At 57.1% G+C, this 17,200-nt stretch carries 14 protein-coding genes and 1 pseudogene; 6 read left to right on the forward strand and 9 right to left on the reverse strand.

The window, feature by feature from the left end; genetic code table 11:
• Positions 1–200: 200 nt before the first annotated feature.
• Positions 201–746, reverse strand: a complete 546-nt coding sequence (locus tag RT120_RS20485; RefSeq protein WP_312985594.1) for a DUF3251 domain-containing protein — start codon at positions 744–746, stop codon at positions 201–203.
• A 149-nt stretch (positions 747–895) separates the two neighbouring features.
• Between RT120_RS20485 and nrdR the strand changes: the two genes are divergently transcribed.
• From nrdR to thiL, 5 genes are all read left to right on the forward strand, one after another.
• A complete protein-coding gene (gene nrdR, locus RT120_RS20490; protein WP_125294040.1) occupies positions 896–1,345 on the forward strand; it encodes a transcriptional regulator NrdR in 450 nt (149 codons plus the stop codon).
• A gap of 5 nt (positions 1,346–1,350) precedes the next feature.
• Entirely contained in the window at positions 1,351–2,454 is a 1,104-nt protein-coding gene (ribD, locus tag RT120_RS20495) for a bifunctional diaminohydroxyphosphoribosylaminopyrimidine deaminase/5-amino-6-(5-phosphoribosylamino)uracil reductase RibD (protein ID WP_312985595.1), read from the forward strand.
• A gap of 90 nt (positions 2,455–2,544) precedes the next feature.
• A complete protein-coding gene (ribE, locus tag RT120_RS20500; RefSeq protein WP_312985596.1) occupies positions 2,545–3,015 on the forward strand; it encodes a 6,7-dimethyl-8-ribityllumazine synthase in 471 nt (156 codons plus the stop codon).
• Positions 3,016–3,031: 16 nt separating this feature from the next.
• On the forward strand, positions 3,032–3,451 hold the full coding sequence (gene nusB / locus RT120_RS20505; protein ID WP_312985597.1) for a transcription antitermination factor NusB: 420 nt from the start codon (positions 3,032–3,034) through the stop codon (positions 3,449–3,451).
• A gap of 58 nt (positions 3,452–3,509) precedes the next feature.
• Complete coding sequence (gene thiL / locus RT120_RS20510) at positions 3,510–4,487, forward strand: thiamine-phosphate kinase (RefSeq protein WP_312985598.1); 978 nt, start codon at positions 3,510–3,512, stop codon at positions 4,485–4,487.
• Between the two features lie 42 nt (positions 4,488–4,529).
• Here thiL and RT120_RS20515 read toward each other — a convergent pair whose 3' ends face one another.
• From RT120_RS20515 to xseB, 4 genes are all read right to left on the reverse strand, one after another.
• Positions 4,530–5,504, reverse strand: coding sequence for an aldo/keto reductase (locus tag RT120_RS20515; protein ID WP_312985599.1), 975 nt, complete (start codon positions 5,502–5,504; stop codon positions 4,530–4,532).
• 75 nt (positions 5,505–5,579) lie between these two features.
• Positions 5,580–7,442: a 1-deoxy-D-xylulose-5-phosphate synthase gene (gene dxs, locus RT120_RS20520; RefSeq protein WP_312985601.1), complete on the reverse strand. Its 1,863-nt coding sequence runs from the start codon at positions 7,440–7,442 to the stop codon at positions 5,580–5,582.
• Between the two features lie 21 nt (positions 7,443–7,463).
• Positions 7,464–8,363, reverse strand: coding sequence for a (2E,6E)-farnesyl diphosphate synthase (gene ispA / locus RT120_RS20525; protein ID WP_312985603.1), 900 nt, complete (start codon positions 8,361–8,363; stop codon positions 7,464–7,466).
• Complete coding sequence (xseB, locus tag RT120_RS20530; RefSeq protein WP_165460213.1) at positions 8,364–8,606, reverse strand: exodeoxyribonuclease VII small subunit; 243 nt, start codon at positions 8,604–8,606, stop codon at positions 8,364–8,366.
• 203 nt (positions 8,607–8,809) lie between these two features.
• Between xseB and thiI the strand changes: the two genes are divergently transcribed.
• Positions 8,810–10,258 carry a tRNA uracil 4-sulfurtransferase ThiI gene (thiI, locus tag RT120_RS20535; RefSeq protein ID WP_312985605.1) on the forward strand — a complete coding sequence of 483 codons (1,449 nt, stop codon included), beginning with the start codon at positions 8,810–8,812 and terminating at the stop codon, positions 10,256–10,258.
• Positions 10,259–10,302: 44 nt separating this feature from the next.
• On the opposite strand, the gene RT120_RS20540 is transcribed toward thiI, so the two are convergent.
• The 4 genes and pseudogenes from RT120_RS20540 to RT120_RS20555 form a co-directional block, all read right to left on the reverse strand.
• The gene (locus tag RT120_RS20540; RefSeq protein WP_312985606.1) at positions 10,303–11,667 is read right to left on the reverse strand and encodes an HlyD family type I secretion periplasmic adaptor subunit; all 1,365 of its coding nucleotides are present in this window, start codon (positions 11,665–11,667) and stop codon (positions 10,303–10,305) included.
• The gene (locus tag RT120_RS20545) at positions 11,654–13,837 is read right to left on the reverse strand and encodes a type I secretion system permease/ATPase (protein WP_312985608.1); all 2,184 of its coding nucleotides are present in this window, start codon (positions 13,835–13,837) and stop codon (positions 11,654–11,656) included. Before RT120_RS20545 ends, RT120_RS20540 begins: the two co-directional genes overlap by 14 nt.
• A 93-nt stretch (positions 13,838–13,930) precedes the next feature.
• Entirely contained in the window at positions 13,931–15,283 is a 1,353-nt protein-coding gene (locus RT120_RS20550) for a TolC family outer membrane protein (protein WP_312985610.1), read from the reverse strand.
• Positions 15,284–15,473: 190 nt separating this feature from the next.
• A pseudogene (locus tag RT120_RS20555) lies at positions 15,474–17,200 on the reverse strand (hypothetical protein); the annotation flags it as partial.

Here is a 17,200-nt window from a genome sequence, read left to right on the forward strand (position 1 = left end):
ATTCTGGTCACTATTATAGAAATCATTGCTCACAAAAATATGTGTTGTTTCACATTCCTGTCTTAAGCGTAAACGATTGCGTTCACGTTTATACACATTCGGCAATAGGATTCTATCCGAACATAGAAGTGGTGAATAATAAAAAGCGGTTTTAGATGTGAAAAAAGTAACAAGGCCGGGGCGATCCGGCCTGAGGGGTATTACATAGCGGGCGCTTGCAGCGGCTGGATGTCGTGAATACGGACAAAGCCTAACTGGTCGGGCGTAATGCCGTTAAGTTTGACGGGAACGGAGACATCGCTGGGGGCCAGGATGCTGGCCGGCGCGCTGAACTGCTGATTCTGCACGTTCACTTCCTGGTAGCTTTCGGTGGTGCCCTGCAACTGGCCCCATTCGATAGTGCCGGTAAACGCCGGAAACGGGGTGCTGGATTCGCCCTCGATGCGCAGCGTGGCAACCGTACCGCTGGCATCCGCCGCGACATTCGCCAGCGACATTTTCATCATCCCCAACTGGCTGTTTAACCGTGCCGGGGTATTTGCGCCAGGCAGTAAGTAAACGCCGCTTTGCGAACGGGCGTTAAGGGCGTTTTGCTGGGTGATCTTAATGGTCTCCTGCTGCAGCTTGCCCATTTCTTTATTAAGTGTGCTGACGCTATTGTGCATCTGACGGACTTCACTTTGCGGTGCGCAGGCGGCGAGCAATAATGGCGTAACGAGGAACAAAGATGTGTAAGCGGTTCTCATAGTGACGATCCTGTGTGTTTTTAATGCATTAATGCTAGCGCGCGCGCATAAAAATTCCTTCATCCCTTGTCTCAAAAGCGCTTCATCTTTGTTGTGGTGCCAGTTCAGGTTACACTAACCCTCAGTTAAATTATCTGTCAGGACGCGCTATGCATTGCCCATTCTGTTTCGCTGTGGATACCAAAGTCATTGACTCTCGCCTGGTTGGAGAAGGTTCGTCGGTGCGCCGTCGCCGTCAGTGCCTGGTGTGCCATGAACGCTTCACGACCTTTGAAGTGGCGGAACTGGTGATGCCCCGCGTGATCAAAAGCAATGACGTCCGCGAGCCGTTTAACGAAGACAAACTGAGAAGCGGCTTTCAAAAGGCGCTGGAGAAGCGTCCGGTCAGCGCCGATGACGTCGAAATGGCGGTTAACCATATCAAATCGCAGTTGCGCGCCACCGGGGAGCGTGAAATCCCCAGCAAAATGATTGGCAACCTGGTAATGGAACAGCTGAAAAAGCTTGATAAGGTCGCCTACATTCGCTTCGCCTCTGTATACCGCAGTTTCGAAGATATCCGTGAATTCGGCGAAGAGATCGCCCGCTTGCAGGATTAAGCCCAATGCAGGATGAGATTTTCATGGCGCGGGCGCTGAAACTGGCGCAGCGTGGTCGTTTTACCACTTCTCCTAATCCCAACGTCGGCTGCGTGATTGTGCGCGACGGCGAAATCGTGGGTGAAGGTTTTCACTATCGCGCCGGAGAGCCGCACGCCGAAGTGCATGCGCTGCGGATGGCGGGCGAAAAAGCCCGTGGCGCGACCGCCTATGTCACCCTTGAGCCCTGTAGCCACCATGGCCGCACGCCGCCGTGCTGTGACGCGTTGATCGCCGCAGGCGTGGCCCGCGTGGTTGCCGCAATGCAGGACCCGAATCCGCAGGTCGCCGGGCGCGGGCTGTATCGCCTGCAGCAAGAGGGCATCGAGGTCAGCCACGGCCTGATGATGAATGAAGCCGAAGCCCTGAATAAAGGCTTCCTGAAGCGGATGCGCACCGGCTTCCCGTTTGTACAACTGAAGCTGGGCGCGTCGTTAGACGGACGCACCGCGATGGCGAGCGGCGAAAGCCAGTGGATCACCTCCGCCGAATCGCGGCGCGATGTGCAACGCTTCCGGGCGCAAAGTAGCGCTATCCTTACCAGTAGCGCCACGGTGCTGGCGGATAACCCGTCGCTGACCGTGCGCTGGAATGAGTTAGACGCGGATACCCAGGCGCTGTACCCCGAAGACCAACTGCGGATGCCGACCCGCATCGTCATCGACTCGCAGAACCGGGTGACGCCCGAGCATAAAATTATTCACCAGCCGGGGGAAACCTGGCTGGCGCGTACTCAGCCCGACGATGCCCGCTGGCCGGAAGGCGTCACTCAACTGCCGGTGCCGGAGCACAACGGGCACCTCGATTTAGTGGTGCTGATGATGCTGTTGGGCAAACGGCAGGTAAATACGATTTGGGTGGAGGCGGGGGCCGAACTGTCTGGCGCGCTGCTACAGGCGGGCGTGGTGGACGAGATTGTGCTGTATATCGCGCCGAAGCTGTTAGGCAGCGATGCGCGCGGTTTATTCGCCCTTCCTGGCCTTGAAAAGCTGGCGGATGCGCCCGCATTGACATTCAGCGAGATACGTCCGGTTGGTCCGGATTTGTGTCTCCGGCTTACGCTGCAATAACGCCGAGTTTTAAAACGTAAGCAGCCCATAAAAAAACATGATAGAATCCGCCCCCCTGCGGGGCCACAAATGAACCCGTTAAGGAAGAGTATGAACGTTATCGAAGCTACTGTTGCTACCCCGGACGCTCGCGTCGCCATCACCATCGCGCGTTTTAACAACTTCATCAACGACAGCCTGCTGAATGGCGCTATCGACGCGCTTAAACGTATCGGCCAGGTTAAAGATGAAAACATCACCGTGGTTTGGGTTCCTGGCGCATATGAACTGCCGCTGGCAGCCGGCGCTCTGGCGAAAACCGGTAAATACGATGCGGTGATCGCGCTGGGTACCGTGATCCGTGGCGGCACTGCACACTTCGAATACGTTGCCGGCGGTGCCAGCAACGGCCTGGCGCATGTTGCTCAGGAAAGCGAAATCCCGGTAGCGTTCGGCGTACTCACCACTGAAAGTATTGAACAAGCCATCGAACGCGCTGGTACAAAAGCCGGTAACAAAGGTGCTGAAGCAGCCCTTACCGCGCTTGAAATGATTAATGTATTGAAAGCCATCAAGGCCTGATTTTAAGGGGAATTCCGTGAAACCTGCTGCTCGTCGCCGCGCCCGTGAATGTGCCGTCCAGGCACTTTACTCCTGGCAGTTGTCCAAAAACGACATCGCTGATGTTGAATACCAGTTCCTGGCGGAACAGGACGTTAAAGACGTGGACGTTCTGTACTTTCGTGAACTGCTGTCCGGAGTGGCGACCAACAGCGCGTATCTCGATGGCCTGATGCAACCTTACCTGTCCCGTCTGCTCGATGAGCTGGGCCAGGTAGAAAGAGCGGTTCTGCGCATCGCGCTGTACGAACTCGCTAAGCGTCAGGATGTGCCTTATAAAGTTGCCATCAACGAAGCGATTGAGCTGGCGAAAACCTTCGGTGCTGAAGACAGTCACAAGTTCGTCAACGGCGTGCTGGACAAAGCCGCTCCGCAAATCCGCCCCAATCGCAAGTAAGCCAATCCTCTGGCCGGACATGTCTCCGGCCATTCTCTTTTTCTGCGAGGCATAACGCATGGCATGCGGCGAGTTTTCCCTTATTGCCCGTTATTTTGATCGCGTGAGAAGCTCTCGACGTGATGTGGAAACCGGAATCGGTGACGATTGCGCACTGCTGACGGTTCCGGAAAAACAAACGCTGGCAATAAGCACCGACACGCTGGTTAGCGGCATCCATTTTTTGCCGGATATCGATCCGCGCGATTTGGGTTACAAAGCGCTGGCGGTTAACCTCAGTGATTTAGCCGCGATGGGCGCTGACCCCGCGTGGTTGACGCTGGCATTAACCCTACCTGACGTCGACGAAGCGTGGCTGGAAGCCTTTAGCGACAGTCTGTTCGAGCTTTTGAATTATTACGATATGCAGCTGATTGGCGGCGACACCACCCGTGGTCCGCTCTCCATGACGCTGGGTATTCACGGCTTCGTGCCGAATGGCCGCGCGCTGAAGCGCTCGGGCGCGAAACCGGGCGACTGGATCTACGTCACCGGTACGCCTGGCGACAGCGCGGCAGGGCTGGCGATATTGCAAAACCGCTTAACGGTGAGCAACACCACCCAGGCGGATTATCTGTTACAGCGCCATTTACGCCCCACGCCGCGGATATTGCAGGGCCAGGCGCTGCGCGATATCGCCAGCAGCGCTATCGATCTCTCCGATGGGCTGATCTCCGATCTGGCGCATATTCTGAAGGCCAGCGACTGCGGCGCGAAAGTGGCGCTGGACGCCTTGCCGTTCTCGGATGTGCTGCGTGAAAACGTCAGCCCTGAACAGGCCGAGCTTTTCGCGCTGACCGGCGGTGAGGATTACGAACTGTGCTTTACCGTGCCGGAACTCAATCGCGGCGTGATTGACGTGGCGCTGGGCAGGCTGGGCGTACCTTTTACCTGCATTGGGCAGATCACCGCCGACGTTGAAGGGTTACACTTTACGCGTGACGGCGAGCCGGTAAACATCACCGGCAAAGGGCACGACCACTTTATTACCGGTTAAGCCGTTGATTCCCTCTCCTTAATGCAAGGAGAGGGGATGTTGTTACTTAAATCCCACCACCGGATGCGGCTGATAAGGCGTTTCCAGCTCGGCGATTTCCACATCGTTCAGCGTTAAATCCACTGCGCCCAGCAGATCATTCAGTTGTTCTTCACGGGATGCGCCAATAATCGGCGCGGCAATGGCGGGTTTACTCAGCACCCATGCCAGCGCCACCTGCGCCCGCGACACGCCTTTATCTTCGGCGATGGCGGCGACGCGCTCGGCGATTCTGGCGTCGTTCTCTTCGGTTTGCTGATACAGCGTTTTGCCGAATTCATCGGAAACCAGCCGCGCGGTGGTTTCGCCCCACGGGCGTGTCAAACGGCCACGCGCCAGCGGGCTCCACGGGATCACCGCCACGCCTTCCTGCAGGCACAGCGGCAGCATGCCTTGCTCTTCTTCGCGGTTAATCAGGTTGTAGTGATCCTGCATGGTGACGAAACGCGCCCAGCCGTGTTGATCCTGGAGCGCCAGCGCCTGAGCGAACTGCTCGCTGTGCATTGAGGACGCGCCGATATAGCGCGCTTTGCCGGATTTCACCACGTCATTTAGCGCGTCGAGGGTTTCTTCAATGGGCGTGTTGTAGTCCCAGCGGTGGATTTGCAGCAGGTCGACATACTCCATGCCCAGACGATGCAGGCTATCGTCGATAGAGCGCAGGATTTGCGCCCGCGACAGGCCCTCTGGCAAATCGCCGACCTGATGGAATACTTTGGTGGCGACGACCACCTCGTCACGACGGGCGAAGTCTTTCAGCGCGCGGCCAAGGATCTCTTCACTGCTGCCATCGGAATAGCTATTGGCGGTGTCAAAAAAGTTAATGCCTTTCTCTACGGCGTGCTTAATGATCAGGCGGCTGCTCTCTTCCGGTAGCGTCCAGGCGTGCTTGCCCCGGTCCGGTTCGCCAAACGTCATACAGCCCAGGCAAAGACGGGATACCCTGAGATCGGTTTTTCCTAAATTATTGTATTGCATGCTTCCTCTCCTGCTTGCGGGTAACAAAGGTGATCCTTTAAGCATAGCAGGAGAGGAAAGGGGAGGGGGTGGCGCTTATCCCAGCCAGGCGCGGATTTTCGCTTCCATGCCGGCGGCATTAAGGCCGATTTCGCCACGGGCTTCATCCTGAGTGCCCTGGGGGATAAAGAAGTCCGGCAGGCCGAGATTAAGGACTGGTACTACCTTACGGTGCGCCATCAGCACTTCATTCACGCCGCTGCCTGCGCCGCCCATAATGGCGTTCTCTTCGACAGTGACCAGCGAGTCGTGGCTGGCGGCCAGTTCCAGGATTAGCGCTTCATCCAGCGGTTTCACAAAACGCATATCCACCAGCGTGGCGTTAAGGGATTCCGCCACGGCGGCGGCATCCGGCATCAGGGTGCCGAAGTTCAGAATAGCGATTTTTTCGCCCTGGCGTTTTACCACGCTTTTGCCAATCGGCAGCATCTCCAGCGGGGTTAACTCTACGCCCACCGCGTTGCCGCGCGGGTAACGCACTGCCGTCGGGCCATCGCTATAGTGATAACCGGTATACAGCATCTGGCGGCATTCGTTTTCATCGCTCGGCGTCATAATCACTATATCCGGGATGCAGCGCAGGAACGACAGATCGAACGCGCCCTGGTGAGTTTGCCCGTCTGCGCCCACAATGCCGGCACGGTCGATGGCGAACATCACCGGCAGCTTCTGGATGGCGACGTCGTGGATCACCTGGTCGTAAGCGCGTTGCAGGAAGGTCGAGTAAATCGCCACAATCGGCTTATAGCCACCAATCGCCAGCCCCGCCGCCAGCGTCACCGCGTGCTGCTCGGCGATCGCCACGTCGAAATAGCGGTCCGGGAATTTACGCGAGAACTCCACCATGCCGGAGCCTTCGCGCATCGCCGGAGTGATCGCCATCAGCTTGCTGTCTTTGGCGGCGGTTTCGCACAGCCAGTCGCCAAAGATTTTCGAATAGCTCGGCAAACCGCCGCTGCTTTTCGGCAGGCAGCCGCTTTGCGGATCGAATTTCGGCACCGCGTGGAAGGTGATCGGATCTTTTTCCGCCGGTTCGTAACCCCGGCCTTTCTTGGTCATGATGTGCAGGAACTGCGGGCCTTTCAGGTCGCGCATGTTTTTCAGGGTGTGCACCAGGCCCAGCACATCGTGACCGTCCACCGGCCCGATATAGTTAAAGCCCAGTTCTTCAAACAGCGTTCCCGGCACCACCATGCCTTTAATGTGTTCTTCGGTGCGCTTGATCAGCTCTTTGATCGGCGGCACGCCGGACAGCACTTTTTTGCCGCCTTCGCGCAGCGTTGAATAGAGCTTCCCGGAAAGCAATTGCGCTAGATGGTTATTCAGCGCGCCGACGTTTTCCGAGATCGACATTTCGTTGTCGTTAAGGATCACCAGCATATCGGGTTTGATATCGCCCGCGTGGTTCATGGCTTCGAAAGACATCCCGGCGGTGATCGCGCCGTCGCCAATCACGCACACGGTGCGGCGGCCTTTATTCTCTTTCGCCGCAGCCACGGCAACGCCGATCCCGGCGCTGATGGAGGTTGACGAATGGCCGACGCTTAACACGTCATACTCGCTCTCGCCGCGCCACGGGAACGGATGCAGCCCGCCTTTCTGACGAATGGTGCCGATTTTGTCGCGCCGTCCGGTAAGGATCTTATGCGGATAAGCCTGATGGCCCACGTCCCAGATCAGTCTGTCGAATGGCGTGTTATAGACGTAATGCAGCGCGACCGTTAACTCAACGGCTCCCAGCCCCGAGGCAAAATGCCCGCTGGAGCGGCTCACGCTATCAAGCAGATAACGACGCAGTTCGTCGCACAGCTTCGGCAGATTCTCTTTCGGCAACAGGCGCAACTCTTGGGTCGAGTCCACCAGCGCCAGGGTTGGGTACTTTGAGATATCAAAACTCATCAGAGGCTCGTGGTAATTATGTTATTTGTCACGTTGGATGATGTAAGTCGCTAACGCTTCCAGTGTGCGAGTATCCATCTGTTTTGACGACAGTTCCCGAAGTGCGGCAAGGGCATCCTCGCACAGCGCCTGCGCTTTTTCACGGGCTTGCTCAAGGCCCAGCAACGCAGGATAGGTGCTTTTCCCCAGGTGCTGATCGGCGCCCTGGCGTTTACCCAGCGTGGCAGTATCCCCCACCACATCCAGAATGTCATCCTGAACCTGGAACGCCAGACCGATACTTTCTGCGTAGCGGTCGAGGATCGGCAGCACATCGCGCCCCGGTTCACCGGCACACAGCGCGCCCATACGTACGGCAGCGCGAATTAATGCGCCGGTTTTGTGGCGGTGAATGCGCTCCAGCGCCTCCAGCGATATCTGTTTGCCTTCGGCTTCCAGATCCAGCGCCTGGCCACCGCACATCCCCGCTACGCCGCTGGCGATCGCCAGTTCAGACACCAGGCTGAGCCGGTCGGCTAAAGCCACGCCGGGCATGGGTGCATCACTCAGTATAGAGAACGCCAGCGTTTGCAGGGCGTCTCCGGCCAAAATAGCGCTCGCTTCGCCATATTTAATGTGGCAGGTCGGATGGCCGCGACGTAAATCGTCGTCATCCATCGCCGGGAGATCGTCATGCATCAGTGAATAGGCGTGAATACATTCGATGGCCGCAGCGGGCGCGTCCAGCGCCTGCGGGGCGACGCCAAACATCTCGCCGGTGGCATACACCAGAAACGGGCGTAACCGCTTACCGCCTAATAGTGTGCCGTAGTGCATGGTCTCAACCAGCGGAGTGTTCTGAAACGGCAGCGCGCTGATAAACTGCCGCAGCGCGTTGGTGGCCCGTTCCGCCTGGGCCTTCATGGTGGCGTGAAAATCCATTTATTCCGCATCCGGTTTGAAAGGAGAGAGCGGGGCGTCTTCGCTTTCAGACAGCAGGATCTGCACACGCTGTTCAGCCTGTTGCAGTTTGACCTGCCCCTGGCGCGCCAGCTGCACGCCCCGTTCGAATTCGTTAAGCGCCTCTTCAAGCGGCAATGCGCCACTTTCCAGACGGCTGACAATCTGCTCAAGCTCCTGCAACGCCGTCTCAAAGCTGGCGGGGAGTTCGTTTTTCTTTGGCATAGTGAATGTCTGACTCTATCGTTATGGAATCATTTCCATGGTAGCGGACTCAAAATGATTAGCAAATAACGCTGAATGGGTTGGTTATGTGCGCAGTCTCACAGCGATGGTGATATACTCTCGCGCTCACGATGCAAGCGCGATTGTTGCCTTGCGGTACTTCTCTCAATGCCCTCGGGGCTTGCCAACGAACCATTGCCGCCATGAAGTTTATCATTAAATTGTTCCCGGAAATCACAATTAAAAGCCAATCTGTGCGTTTGCGCTTTATTAAAATCCTGACCGGAAACATCCGTAACGTACTCAAACATTACGACGAAAACCTCGCCGTTGTCCGCCACTGGGACCATATCGTGGTCCGCGCCAAAGATGAAAACCAGCGTATTGAAATCCGCGACGCGTTAACCCGCATCCCCGGTATCCACCATATTCTGGAAGTCGAAGACGTGCCGTTCACCAGTTTGCACGATATTTTCGAGCAAACCCTGGCGGCATGGCGCGACCAACTGGAAGGCAAAACGTTTTGCGTGCGCGTAAAACGTCGCGGCAAGCACGAGTTTAGCTCCATTGAAGTCGAGCGCTACGTCGGCGGCGGGCTGAACCAGCATGTCGAATCCGCGAAAGTGAAGCTGACCCACCCGGACATTACGGTGAACCTGGAAATCGAAGATGACCGTCTGCTGCTGGTTAAAGGCCGCTACGAAGGCCAGGGCGGTTTCCCGATTGGCACCCAGGAAGATGTGCTGTCACTGATTTCCGGCGGTTTCGACTCCGGCGTCTCCAGCTATATGCTGATGCGTCGCGGCTGTCGCGTGCACTACTGCTTCTTTAACCTCGGCGGCGCGGCCCATGAAATCGGCGTCCGCCAGGTCGCGCATTACCTGTGGAACCGCTTCGGCAGCTCACACCGCGTGCGTTTTGTGGCGATCAACTTCGAACCGGTCGTCGGCGAAATCCTTGAGAAAGTCGATGACGGGCAGATGGGCGTGGTGCTCAAGCGCATGATGATCCGCGCGGCCTCCCGCGTTGCAGAGCGTTACGGCGTCCAGGCGCTGGTGACCGGCGAAGCGCTGGGCCAGGTGTCCAGCCAGACCCTGACCAACCTGCGTTTGATCGACAACGTTTCCGATACCCTGGTGCTGCGCCCCCTGATTGCCCATGACAAAGAGCACATCATCGATCTGGCGCGTAAAATCGGCACCGAAGACTTCGCCCGCACCATGCCGGAATACTGCGGCGTGATCTCGAAAAGCCCGACCGTGAAAGCGGTGAAAGCAAAGATCGAAGCGGAAGAAGCTAACTTTGACTTTGCGATCCTCGACCAGGTAGTCGAAGCGGCGACCAACGTGGATATCCGCGACATCGCCACCCAAACCCAGCAGGTGGTGGTGGAAGTAGAAACCGTCACCGGGTTTGGCCCGAATGACGTGATTCTGGATATCCGCTCAGTTGATGAGCAGGACGACAAGCCGCTGAAGGTAGAAGGTGTTGATGTGGTGTCACTGCCGTTCTACAAACTGAGCACCAAATTCGGCGACCTGGACCAGAACAAAACCTGGCTGCTGTGGTGCGAGCGCGGCGTGATGAGCCGCCTGCAGGCGCTGTATCTGCGCGAGCAGGGCTTCAACAACGTGAAAGTGTATCGCCCGTAATCCCGCCTCCATAAAAAATGCCGGTCATCAGGACCGGCATTTTTTTATCTCTCGCGGAACGCCTCGGCGCGAGCGCGCAGAATCGGCTTCATCAGGTATTCAAGAATGGTTTTCTTACCGGTGATGATATCCACCGACGCCACCATGCCCGGAATAATCAGCAGCGGTTTTTCATTGCTGCCCAGATGATTTTTATCGGTGCGCAGGCGGATCACGTAGAAGCTGTTGCCCTCTTTATCGGTCACCGTATCCGGGCTGATTTGCTCCAGCTTGCCCTTCAGCCCGCCGTAGATGGTGTAGTCATAGGCGGAAAACTTCACCACCGCTTCCTGGCCCGGATGCAAAAACGCGATATCTTTAGGACGGATTTTCGCTTCTACCAGCAGGCTGTCATCCAGCGGGACGATTTCCACCAGGTCGTTGCCCGGCTGGATCACGCCGCCGATGGTATTCACCAGCATCTGCTGCACAATGCCGCGCACCGGCGACGTCACCAGGGTACGGTTGACCCGGTCTTCAATCGCCTTGCCCGACGCTTCCAGTTTGCTGAGGTCGGTACGCGCTTCGTTTAGCTGTGCCAGCGCTTCGCTGCGGTAGCGCCCACGGGTTTCCGCGATCTTGCTTTCAATCTCGTTGATTGCCGCCTGGGCGCGCGGAATGGCTAACGCCACCGAATCCAGTTGACCACGGGTTTCGACTTCTGAACGCCGCAGCCGCAGCACTTCGACTTTAGAAATCGCCCCTTTGGCCACCAGCGGTTCGGACATATTGATTTCCTGCTGGAGCAGGCCAAGGCTGTTACGGTACTGCACTTTCTTGGCTTCGAAATCCAGCAGCTCTTGTTTCTTCTGAATCAATTGCTCATCCAGACCGGCGATTTCGCTCTGGATGCGCTTTTTCATGCTGGCGAACAGTTCCAGTTCGCCCTGGGCGATATCCGGTGCGCCTTTCAGGATCTCGTCGGAAATCGTCAGGCTTTCAGCATCGTTAAGCTGAGCGGTCAGCCGCTGGATGCGGGCTTCCAGCGCCATGCGGTCGGCTTCAGTTTCGCCGGCGTTGGATTTAAAGCGCGTATCGTCCAGACGCAGCAGCGGCGCGCCCGCCTGCACCACTTCGCCTTCGCGGGCATACACTTCCGCCACAATCCCGCCTTCCAGGTTCTGGATTTTTTGCAGGCGGGACGAGGGAATGGCTTTGCCTTCGCCGCGCGTGACTTCATCGATATCCGCCAGCGACGCCCAGGTAATGGCGGCGATAAAAAACGCCAGGATCGCCCACAGCGTCAAGCGCACCACGCGCGGCGTGTCGTCCAGCAGCGCTTTGTTGACTTCACTGGTGGTGAACTGATTGCTGTTTTTATCGCCCAGCAGCCAGCGGTTCAGGCGGCGCAATCCCTCAGCGATTCGCATGGATCTGCCCCTTTTTCAACGCATTCATCACGGTCTCTTTCGGGCCATCGGCAATGATTTTGCCGTTATCGAGAATAATTAATCGGTCCACCAGCGTGAGCATCGAGGCGCGGTGGGTCACCAGCAACACGGTTTTATCGCTGACGATGGGGACAAGCGCCTTCTTAATCAGATCTTCGCTGGTGTTATCCATCGAGCTGGTGGGTTCGTCCAGCAGCAACACGGGCGGATCGAGCAGCAGCGAGCGGGCAAGGGTGATCGCCTGGCGCTGGCCACCGGAAAGATTCATCCCGCGTTCGCCAACCTGCATGTTGTAGCCGGAAGGGTGGCGGCGGGCGAACTCATGAACGCCGGTCGCTTCGGCAACCCGCAACATGGTTTCGTCATCCACATAGCTGGCGCCGCACAGCAGGTTGTCGCGCAGCGTCCCGTTGAACAGGTGGATGTCCTGCGGGGCATAGCCGATGTTATGGCGTAAATCGTGTACATCAATTTGGCGCGCGTCGATACCGTCGATCAGCACGCTGCCATCGTCCGGCTGATAAAAACCCACCAGCAGCTTCGCCAGTGAACTTTTGCCGGAGCCACTGCGCCCGATAATGCCGATTTTTTCCCCTGGCGTGACGGTCAGTGAAATAGTGTTCAGCGACGTCTGTTGGCTGCCGGGGTAGCGGAACGTCACGTTGCGGAACTCAATCGCGCCGGTCAGGGTTTCGCGCTTGAGCGGCACGTCGTCCTGCTGCACTTCTTGTTCAAGATCCATCATGCCGTCGATAGTGTGTTTGGTCATTTTGGCGCGCTGGTAACGGGTGATCAGGCTGCACAGCTGGCCGATAGGCAGCATGGCGCGGCGGTTAAGCAGGTAGCAGGCAATCAGCCCACCCATGCTCAGATGGCCGTCGATAATCAGGTACACGCCGCCGACGATCATCATCACGCTACAGGCCTGTTGCAGCCAGTGGGTGAAATTCACCGCCACCCAGGAGAGGGATTTTACCCGCAACTCCAGCTTGCTGAGGCTGCTGATGATCTGTTCCCACTGGTACTGGCGCTCGCTCTGGGCATTGTTCAGCTTGATGGCGTCCAGCCCGCTCAGGGTTTCTACCAGCATCGCCTGGCGCTCGCTGGATAACTTAAACGTTTTCTGGATGGTGGCGATCAGCGGGCGCTGGATAAGCCAGTTCACCAGCATCGCGACCGGGTAAGCCAGCAGCGGGATAAACACCAGCGGCCCGCCGATAACCCCCACCACCGCCAGGATCAGCAGAGTGAACGGGAAGTCGATCAGCGCGGTCAGCGTCAGCGATGACAGAAAATCGCGCAGCGACTGGTAGTCCTGGAAATTCTGCGCGAAGCTGCCGACGCGCGGCGGGCGCAGTTTCATTTTCATGCCCAGCAGCCGCTCAAACAGCGCCGCCGAGACAATCAGATCGGTTTTCTTACCGGCGATATCCAGGCAGATGCTGCGCAATATTTTCAGAATCAGATCGAACACGTAGGCGATAGTGATGCCAATCGCCAGCACCCACAGCGTGGCGGTAGCCTGATTGGGCACTACGCGGTCATAGACGTTCATGACGAACAGCGGCGAGCACAGGGCGATCAGGTTGATCAGAAAACTCGCCACCACCGCGTCAAGATACAGGAATTTCGACAGCTTCAGCGTATCCTGGAACCAGGCTTTGGTGCGCGGGATCAGCGCCGTCGGCTGGCTGTCGTATTCGTGTATCGGCTGAATAAAAATGGCTTTGCCGGCATAGAGTTTTTCCAGCTCGGCAACGTCCAGTGTCATCGCGCCGCCTTCGGTTTCGCCGGGCATCAGCCGGGCTTTTTCACCGTCCAGCGCGGTCAGCACGGCCGCCTGGCCGTTATGCATCACCAGGATGGCGGGCAGCGACAGCGCCGTTATTTTGGTCACTGGTCGCTGGATCACCCGCGCTTTTAACCCGGCACGCTGTGCGGCGCGTGGCACGGTGCTGAGCGTCAGGCGGTTGGACTGCAACGGCAGACCGGCGGTCAGCACATTGCGGCTGGTGATAATACCGTGCAATTTGCAAACCACCATCAGGCAATCCAGCAGCGGATCGTCATGATTAAGTCTTGGGTCGTGGCGGATCGTCTCGTTGTACGAGCGATCCTGAATATCAGTGATGTCGTTGATCAGTGCCATAATCTGCCGTACCTGATGCCAGGCAAAGTAAGAAGCGTTATTTCACCCATAACAGATAAAATAACGCCTGGTTCAATGGGTTACCGGTTCGTCTTACTGAAGATCGGGTAAGTCCGTCTGGGTGGTTTGTTGGACGTCCAGCGGTTGTGCGGCAGTCGGCAGTTGAATCGACATGGCTTTCAACAGTTCGCCCATCCGCGCGTTGATGCGGTAGGTCGAAAACATTTCAACAAACTGCAATTCTACATATCGGCGCTGGGCGCTGAAAACTTCATTTTCACTGTCGAGCATGTCCAGCAGCGAGCGATCGCCGAGGCTGAACTGTTCCTGGTAAGCGGTGCGCACCGTCATACTGCGATCGGCGTACTCTTTGGCGATCGGCACCTGCTGTTCCGCATTGCGCAGGGCGTTCCACGACAGGCGCAGCTCTTCATTTAACTGGCGCAGCGCATTGCGCTTCACGTCCTGGGCTTCTTTAGTGCGGTAAGCGTAAGAAGAGAGGGTGGCTTTATCGCTGCCGCCGTTGAACAGGTTGTAGCGCATCCGCATCATCGCCTGCCACTCCTGGTTATGGCCGCGCGTTCCGTCGATGTTGTTGTCCATGGTGCGGCCCACTTCCACATTCACTTCCGGATAGAAACGGGATTTGGCCGCTTCGTACTGCGCCCGGGTGGCTTCGATATCCGAATCAGCCAGTTTCAGCAGCGGGCTGTTTTCCAGCGCGATTTTACGGGCTTCTTCCAGCGACGCGGGCACCGCGAATTTCGCTGGCAGGGTTAGGTTTTCCGCTTCCATCCCGGTTACGCTCTGGTAATTGGCGCGGGCGTCTTCCAGATTGGTCTGTTCGGTCAGCAGGTTATTACGCGCCTGGGCCAGGCGTGCTTCCGCCTGTTCGTGGTCCGCCAGGCGGCCTACGCCCTGTTCGGTACGCAGCGTGATCTGATCGAAAATGCGTTCATGGTTGGTCAGGTTTTCCTGGGCCAGCGCCACCATTCTTTCGCGCATCAGCACGTCGAGATAGCTTTGCACCACCTGCAACGCGGTGGTTTCGCTGGTATCCATGACGTTATACGCCCGGGAGTTCACGGTGGCCTTTTGGCGCGCCACTTCGCTGGTGGTGGCGAACCCGTTAAAAATATTCTGGCGCAGATTAATGCTCGACTCGCTGCGATTCAGGTCGCGTTTGTGATCGCCTAACGCGCGGGTACTGGCGTTATCGGTTTGCTCCCAGCCGGTGCCCGCTTCGAGATTCAGCGTGGGCAGATAGCCGCCTTTTGCCGCCTGCAAATCGTGTTCGGCAGAATAACGGCTGTTGGCGGAAGCGCTAATTTCAGGATGGGAAGCCAGCGTTTGTTTAATCGCGTTTTCAAGCGTGGTGGCGTGAGCCAGGCTTAATGTCATCAGAGGCAGCGCGAGCCCTAACATTAAGTTCTTGCGGTAATTCATGTTTCTTCCTTTGTGGTACTTATTCCCTGTTGTTGGATAAGCAATAACAGAGCGTTTTTATCTAAAAAGCCCTCGGGCTAATTTGCCGATTAATCAACAAACCAGAGAGGACGTTTTAAATAACGTTAATTTCTTCTTTTACGGGGAAATATCCCTCGCAGCGTGCCGCGAGGGATGTCCATATTTACCTTTACGACACCGTATCCGATTTGGCAATCAGGCTGTCCATCAGCGACTCATCGCCGCCGTGGTAGCTATCCGCCGCCGGATCGGCCGGGGCGGTTTCGGCAACTGGCGTGGCATGGCCCTGCGCCGCGTTATCCACGGTCTGGGTGCCATTACCCTGCTCGACGACCTTGATCAGCGAACTCAGATCCTGGCTGTTATCGGTATCGCCCAGCACTTCGCTTAGCACGATAGGTTCCGCGCCGCTGCTGGTTTCAGGGGCGGTAGCAGTGCCTGCTTGCGCCGGGGCGGTATCCGCCGTCTCCACATGCGTTTCTTCCATCTCGCCCAGCAGATTGCTGAGCGACGTTTCAGATTGCGGTGCCAGCGTTGACGCGGTGGCCTGCGTACCGGCCTGGTCGCTGTCGAGGTGGTTGAGGCTGATGTCGTCTTCCGCGACCAGCAGTGTGGATGCGCCATGATCGTCGGCAGGCGTTGGGGCATCCGGCTGCGCGTCATGTTCTGTTGTGCTGTCGTGAGAGCCGTCGTGCGTGTCGGTATCTGAACCGTCGTGATCCACCAGCATCATCCGGCTGGACATCATTTCAGGCTCTGGCGCGTTGGTCTGTTCGCCGGTTTCGCCATCAAAGGTGAAATGGGTGTCGTGGTGTTCACTGGCGGTAGAGGCCACTTCCATCTGGATCTCGCCCAGATGATCGACACCTTTTTCCAGTTCAACCGTAATGGTCCCTTTAAAGGTCGGGCTGTGCAGGTCGATGGTATAGGTGCCATCTTTATAGTTCACCGTACTGCCATCGGAGACCACGACTTTCGCGCCTTCCGGTATACCGGTGAGCTTGATTTGCGTCAGCTGTTCAGCGTTATGGTCGCTGGACAGGTTAAGGTCCACATCCAGCGAAACCTGCTGAACTTTGGTCTCCACAACGGTAGTGGTGGTGCCGGGATTGGTTTTGGAACCGCCATCACCGAAGATCACGCCTTCAATCTGGTTTGAGTTGCCGTACAGCCCTTTGCCGTGGCTGTCGGTGACCTTTAACCCATCGTAGGTGTTGTCCTGGCTATTGGCATTATTATTCGAAGACGACGTGACTTTATAGTCAGTGCTGTCGCCTTTAACGAAGATATAATCTTTGCCGACCTTACCCGCATCACCCCGATTACCGGTGATGCCGTTTAACGGTCTGAAATCCTCTTTCCCGCCGGTCCAGTCGCTCTGCTTGTAGAAGCCGCCGGTCTTATCGCCGACCACGAAGATATCCGAGTATTTACTCGAATCGGAGTTCGCGTTGCCGGACTGGTCGTAATACTTAATCTGGTTGGCCGGATCGGCGCAGGTCGGCGGGGTATCGCCCACAATGCCGTTATACGGGCTGTCGGGCGTTAACCACACGCGAACGTTAGAACCGATAGCGACGATCTTGCCGTCCTGAATATCGAAGCCATCCGGATTACCGCTACCGCCGTTGACCTGAATAATTTTGCTGCCGGTAGTGACTTCGGTCTGGGATACCGTGACGGAGACGTCGAGTTTGATATTGGCGTCGGCATCGGCATCTGAATCGGCGTCCGCATCAGAATCCGAGTCGGCGTCGGCATCAGCGTCTGAATCCGCATCCGAGTCGGCGTCAGCATCTGCATCGGCATCCGCATCGGCGTCTGAATCGGCATCCGCATCTGCATCAGCGTCCGCATCGGCGTCGGCGTCTGCATCAGCGTCTGAATCCGCATCCG

Source organism: Atlantibacter sp., assembly GCF_032062175.1.
Lineage (GTDB): Bacteria > Pseudomonadota > Gammaproteobacteria > Enterobacterales > Enterobacteriaceae > Atlantibacter.

Coding starts and splice junctions, on each gene's coding strand:
- RT120_RS20485 (WP_312985594.1), bottom strand. CDS start 746: ATGAGAACCGCTTACACATCTTTGTTCCTCGTTACGCCATTATTGCTC.
- nrdR (WP_125294040.1), top strand. CDS start 896: ATGCATTGCCCATTCTGTTTCGCTGTGGATACCAAAGTCATTGACTCT.
- ribD (WP_312985595.1), top strand. CDS start 1,351: ATGCAGGATGAGATTTTCATGGCGCGGGCGCTGAAACTGGCGCAGCGT.
- ribE (WP_312985596.1), top strand. CDS start 2,545: ATGAACGTTATCGAAGCTACTGTTGCTACCCCGGACGCTCGCGTCGCC.
- thiL (WP_312985598.1), top strand. CDS start 3,510: ATGGCATGCGGCGAGTTTTCCCTTATTGCCCGTTATTTTGATCGCGTG.
- RT120_RS20515 (WP_312985599.1), bottom strand. CDS start 5,504: ATGCAATACAATAATTTAGGAAAAACCGATCTCAGGGTATCCCGTCTT.
- dxs (WP_312985601.1), bottom strand. CDS start 7,442: ATGAGTTTTGATATCTCAAAGTACCCAACCCTGGCGCTGGTGGACTCG.
- ispA (WP_312985603.1), bottom strand. CDS start 8,363: ATGGATTTTCACGCCACCATGAAGGCCCAGGCGGAACGGGCCACCAAC.
- xseB (WP_165460213.1), bottom strand. CDS start 8,606: ATGCCAAAGAAAAACGAACTCCCCGCCAGCTTTGAGACGGCGTTGCAG.
- thiI (WP_312985605.1), top strand. CDS start 8,810: ATGAAGTTTATCATTAAATTGTTCCCGGAAATCACAATTAAAAGCCAA.
- RT120_RS20540 (WP_312985606.1), bottom strand. CDS start 11,667: ATGCGAATCGCTGAGGGATTGCGCCGCCTGAACCGCTGGCTGCTGGGC.
- RT120_RS20545 (WP_312985608.1), bottom strand. CDS start 13,837: ATGGCACTGATCAACGACATCACTGATATTCAGGATCGCTCGTACAAC.
- RT120_RS20550 (WP_312985610.1), bottom strand. CDS start 15,283: ATGAATTACCGCAAGAACTTAATGTTAGGGCTCGCGCTGCCTCTGATG.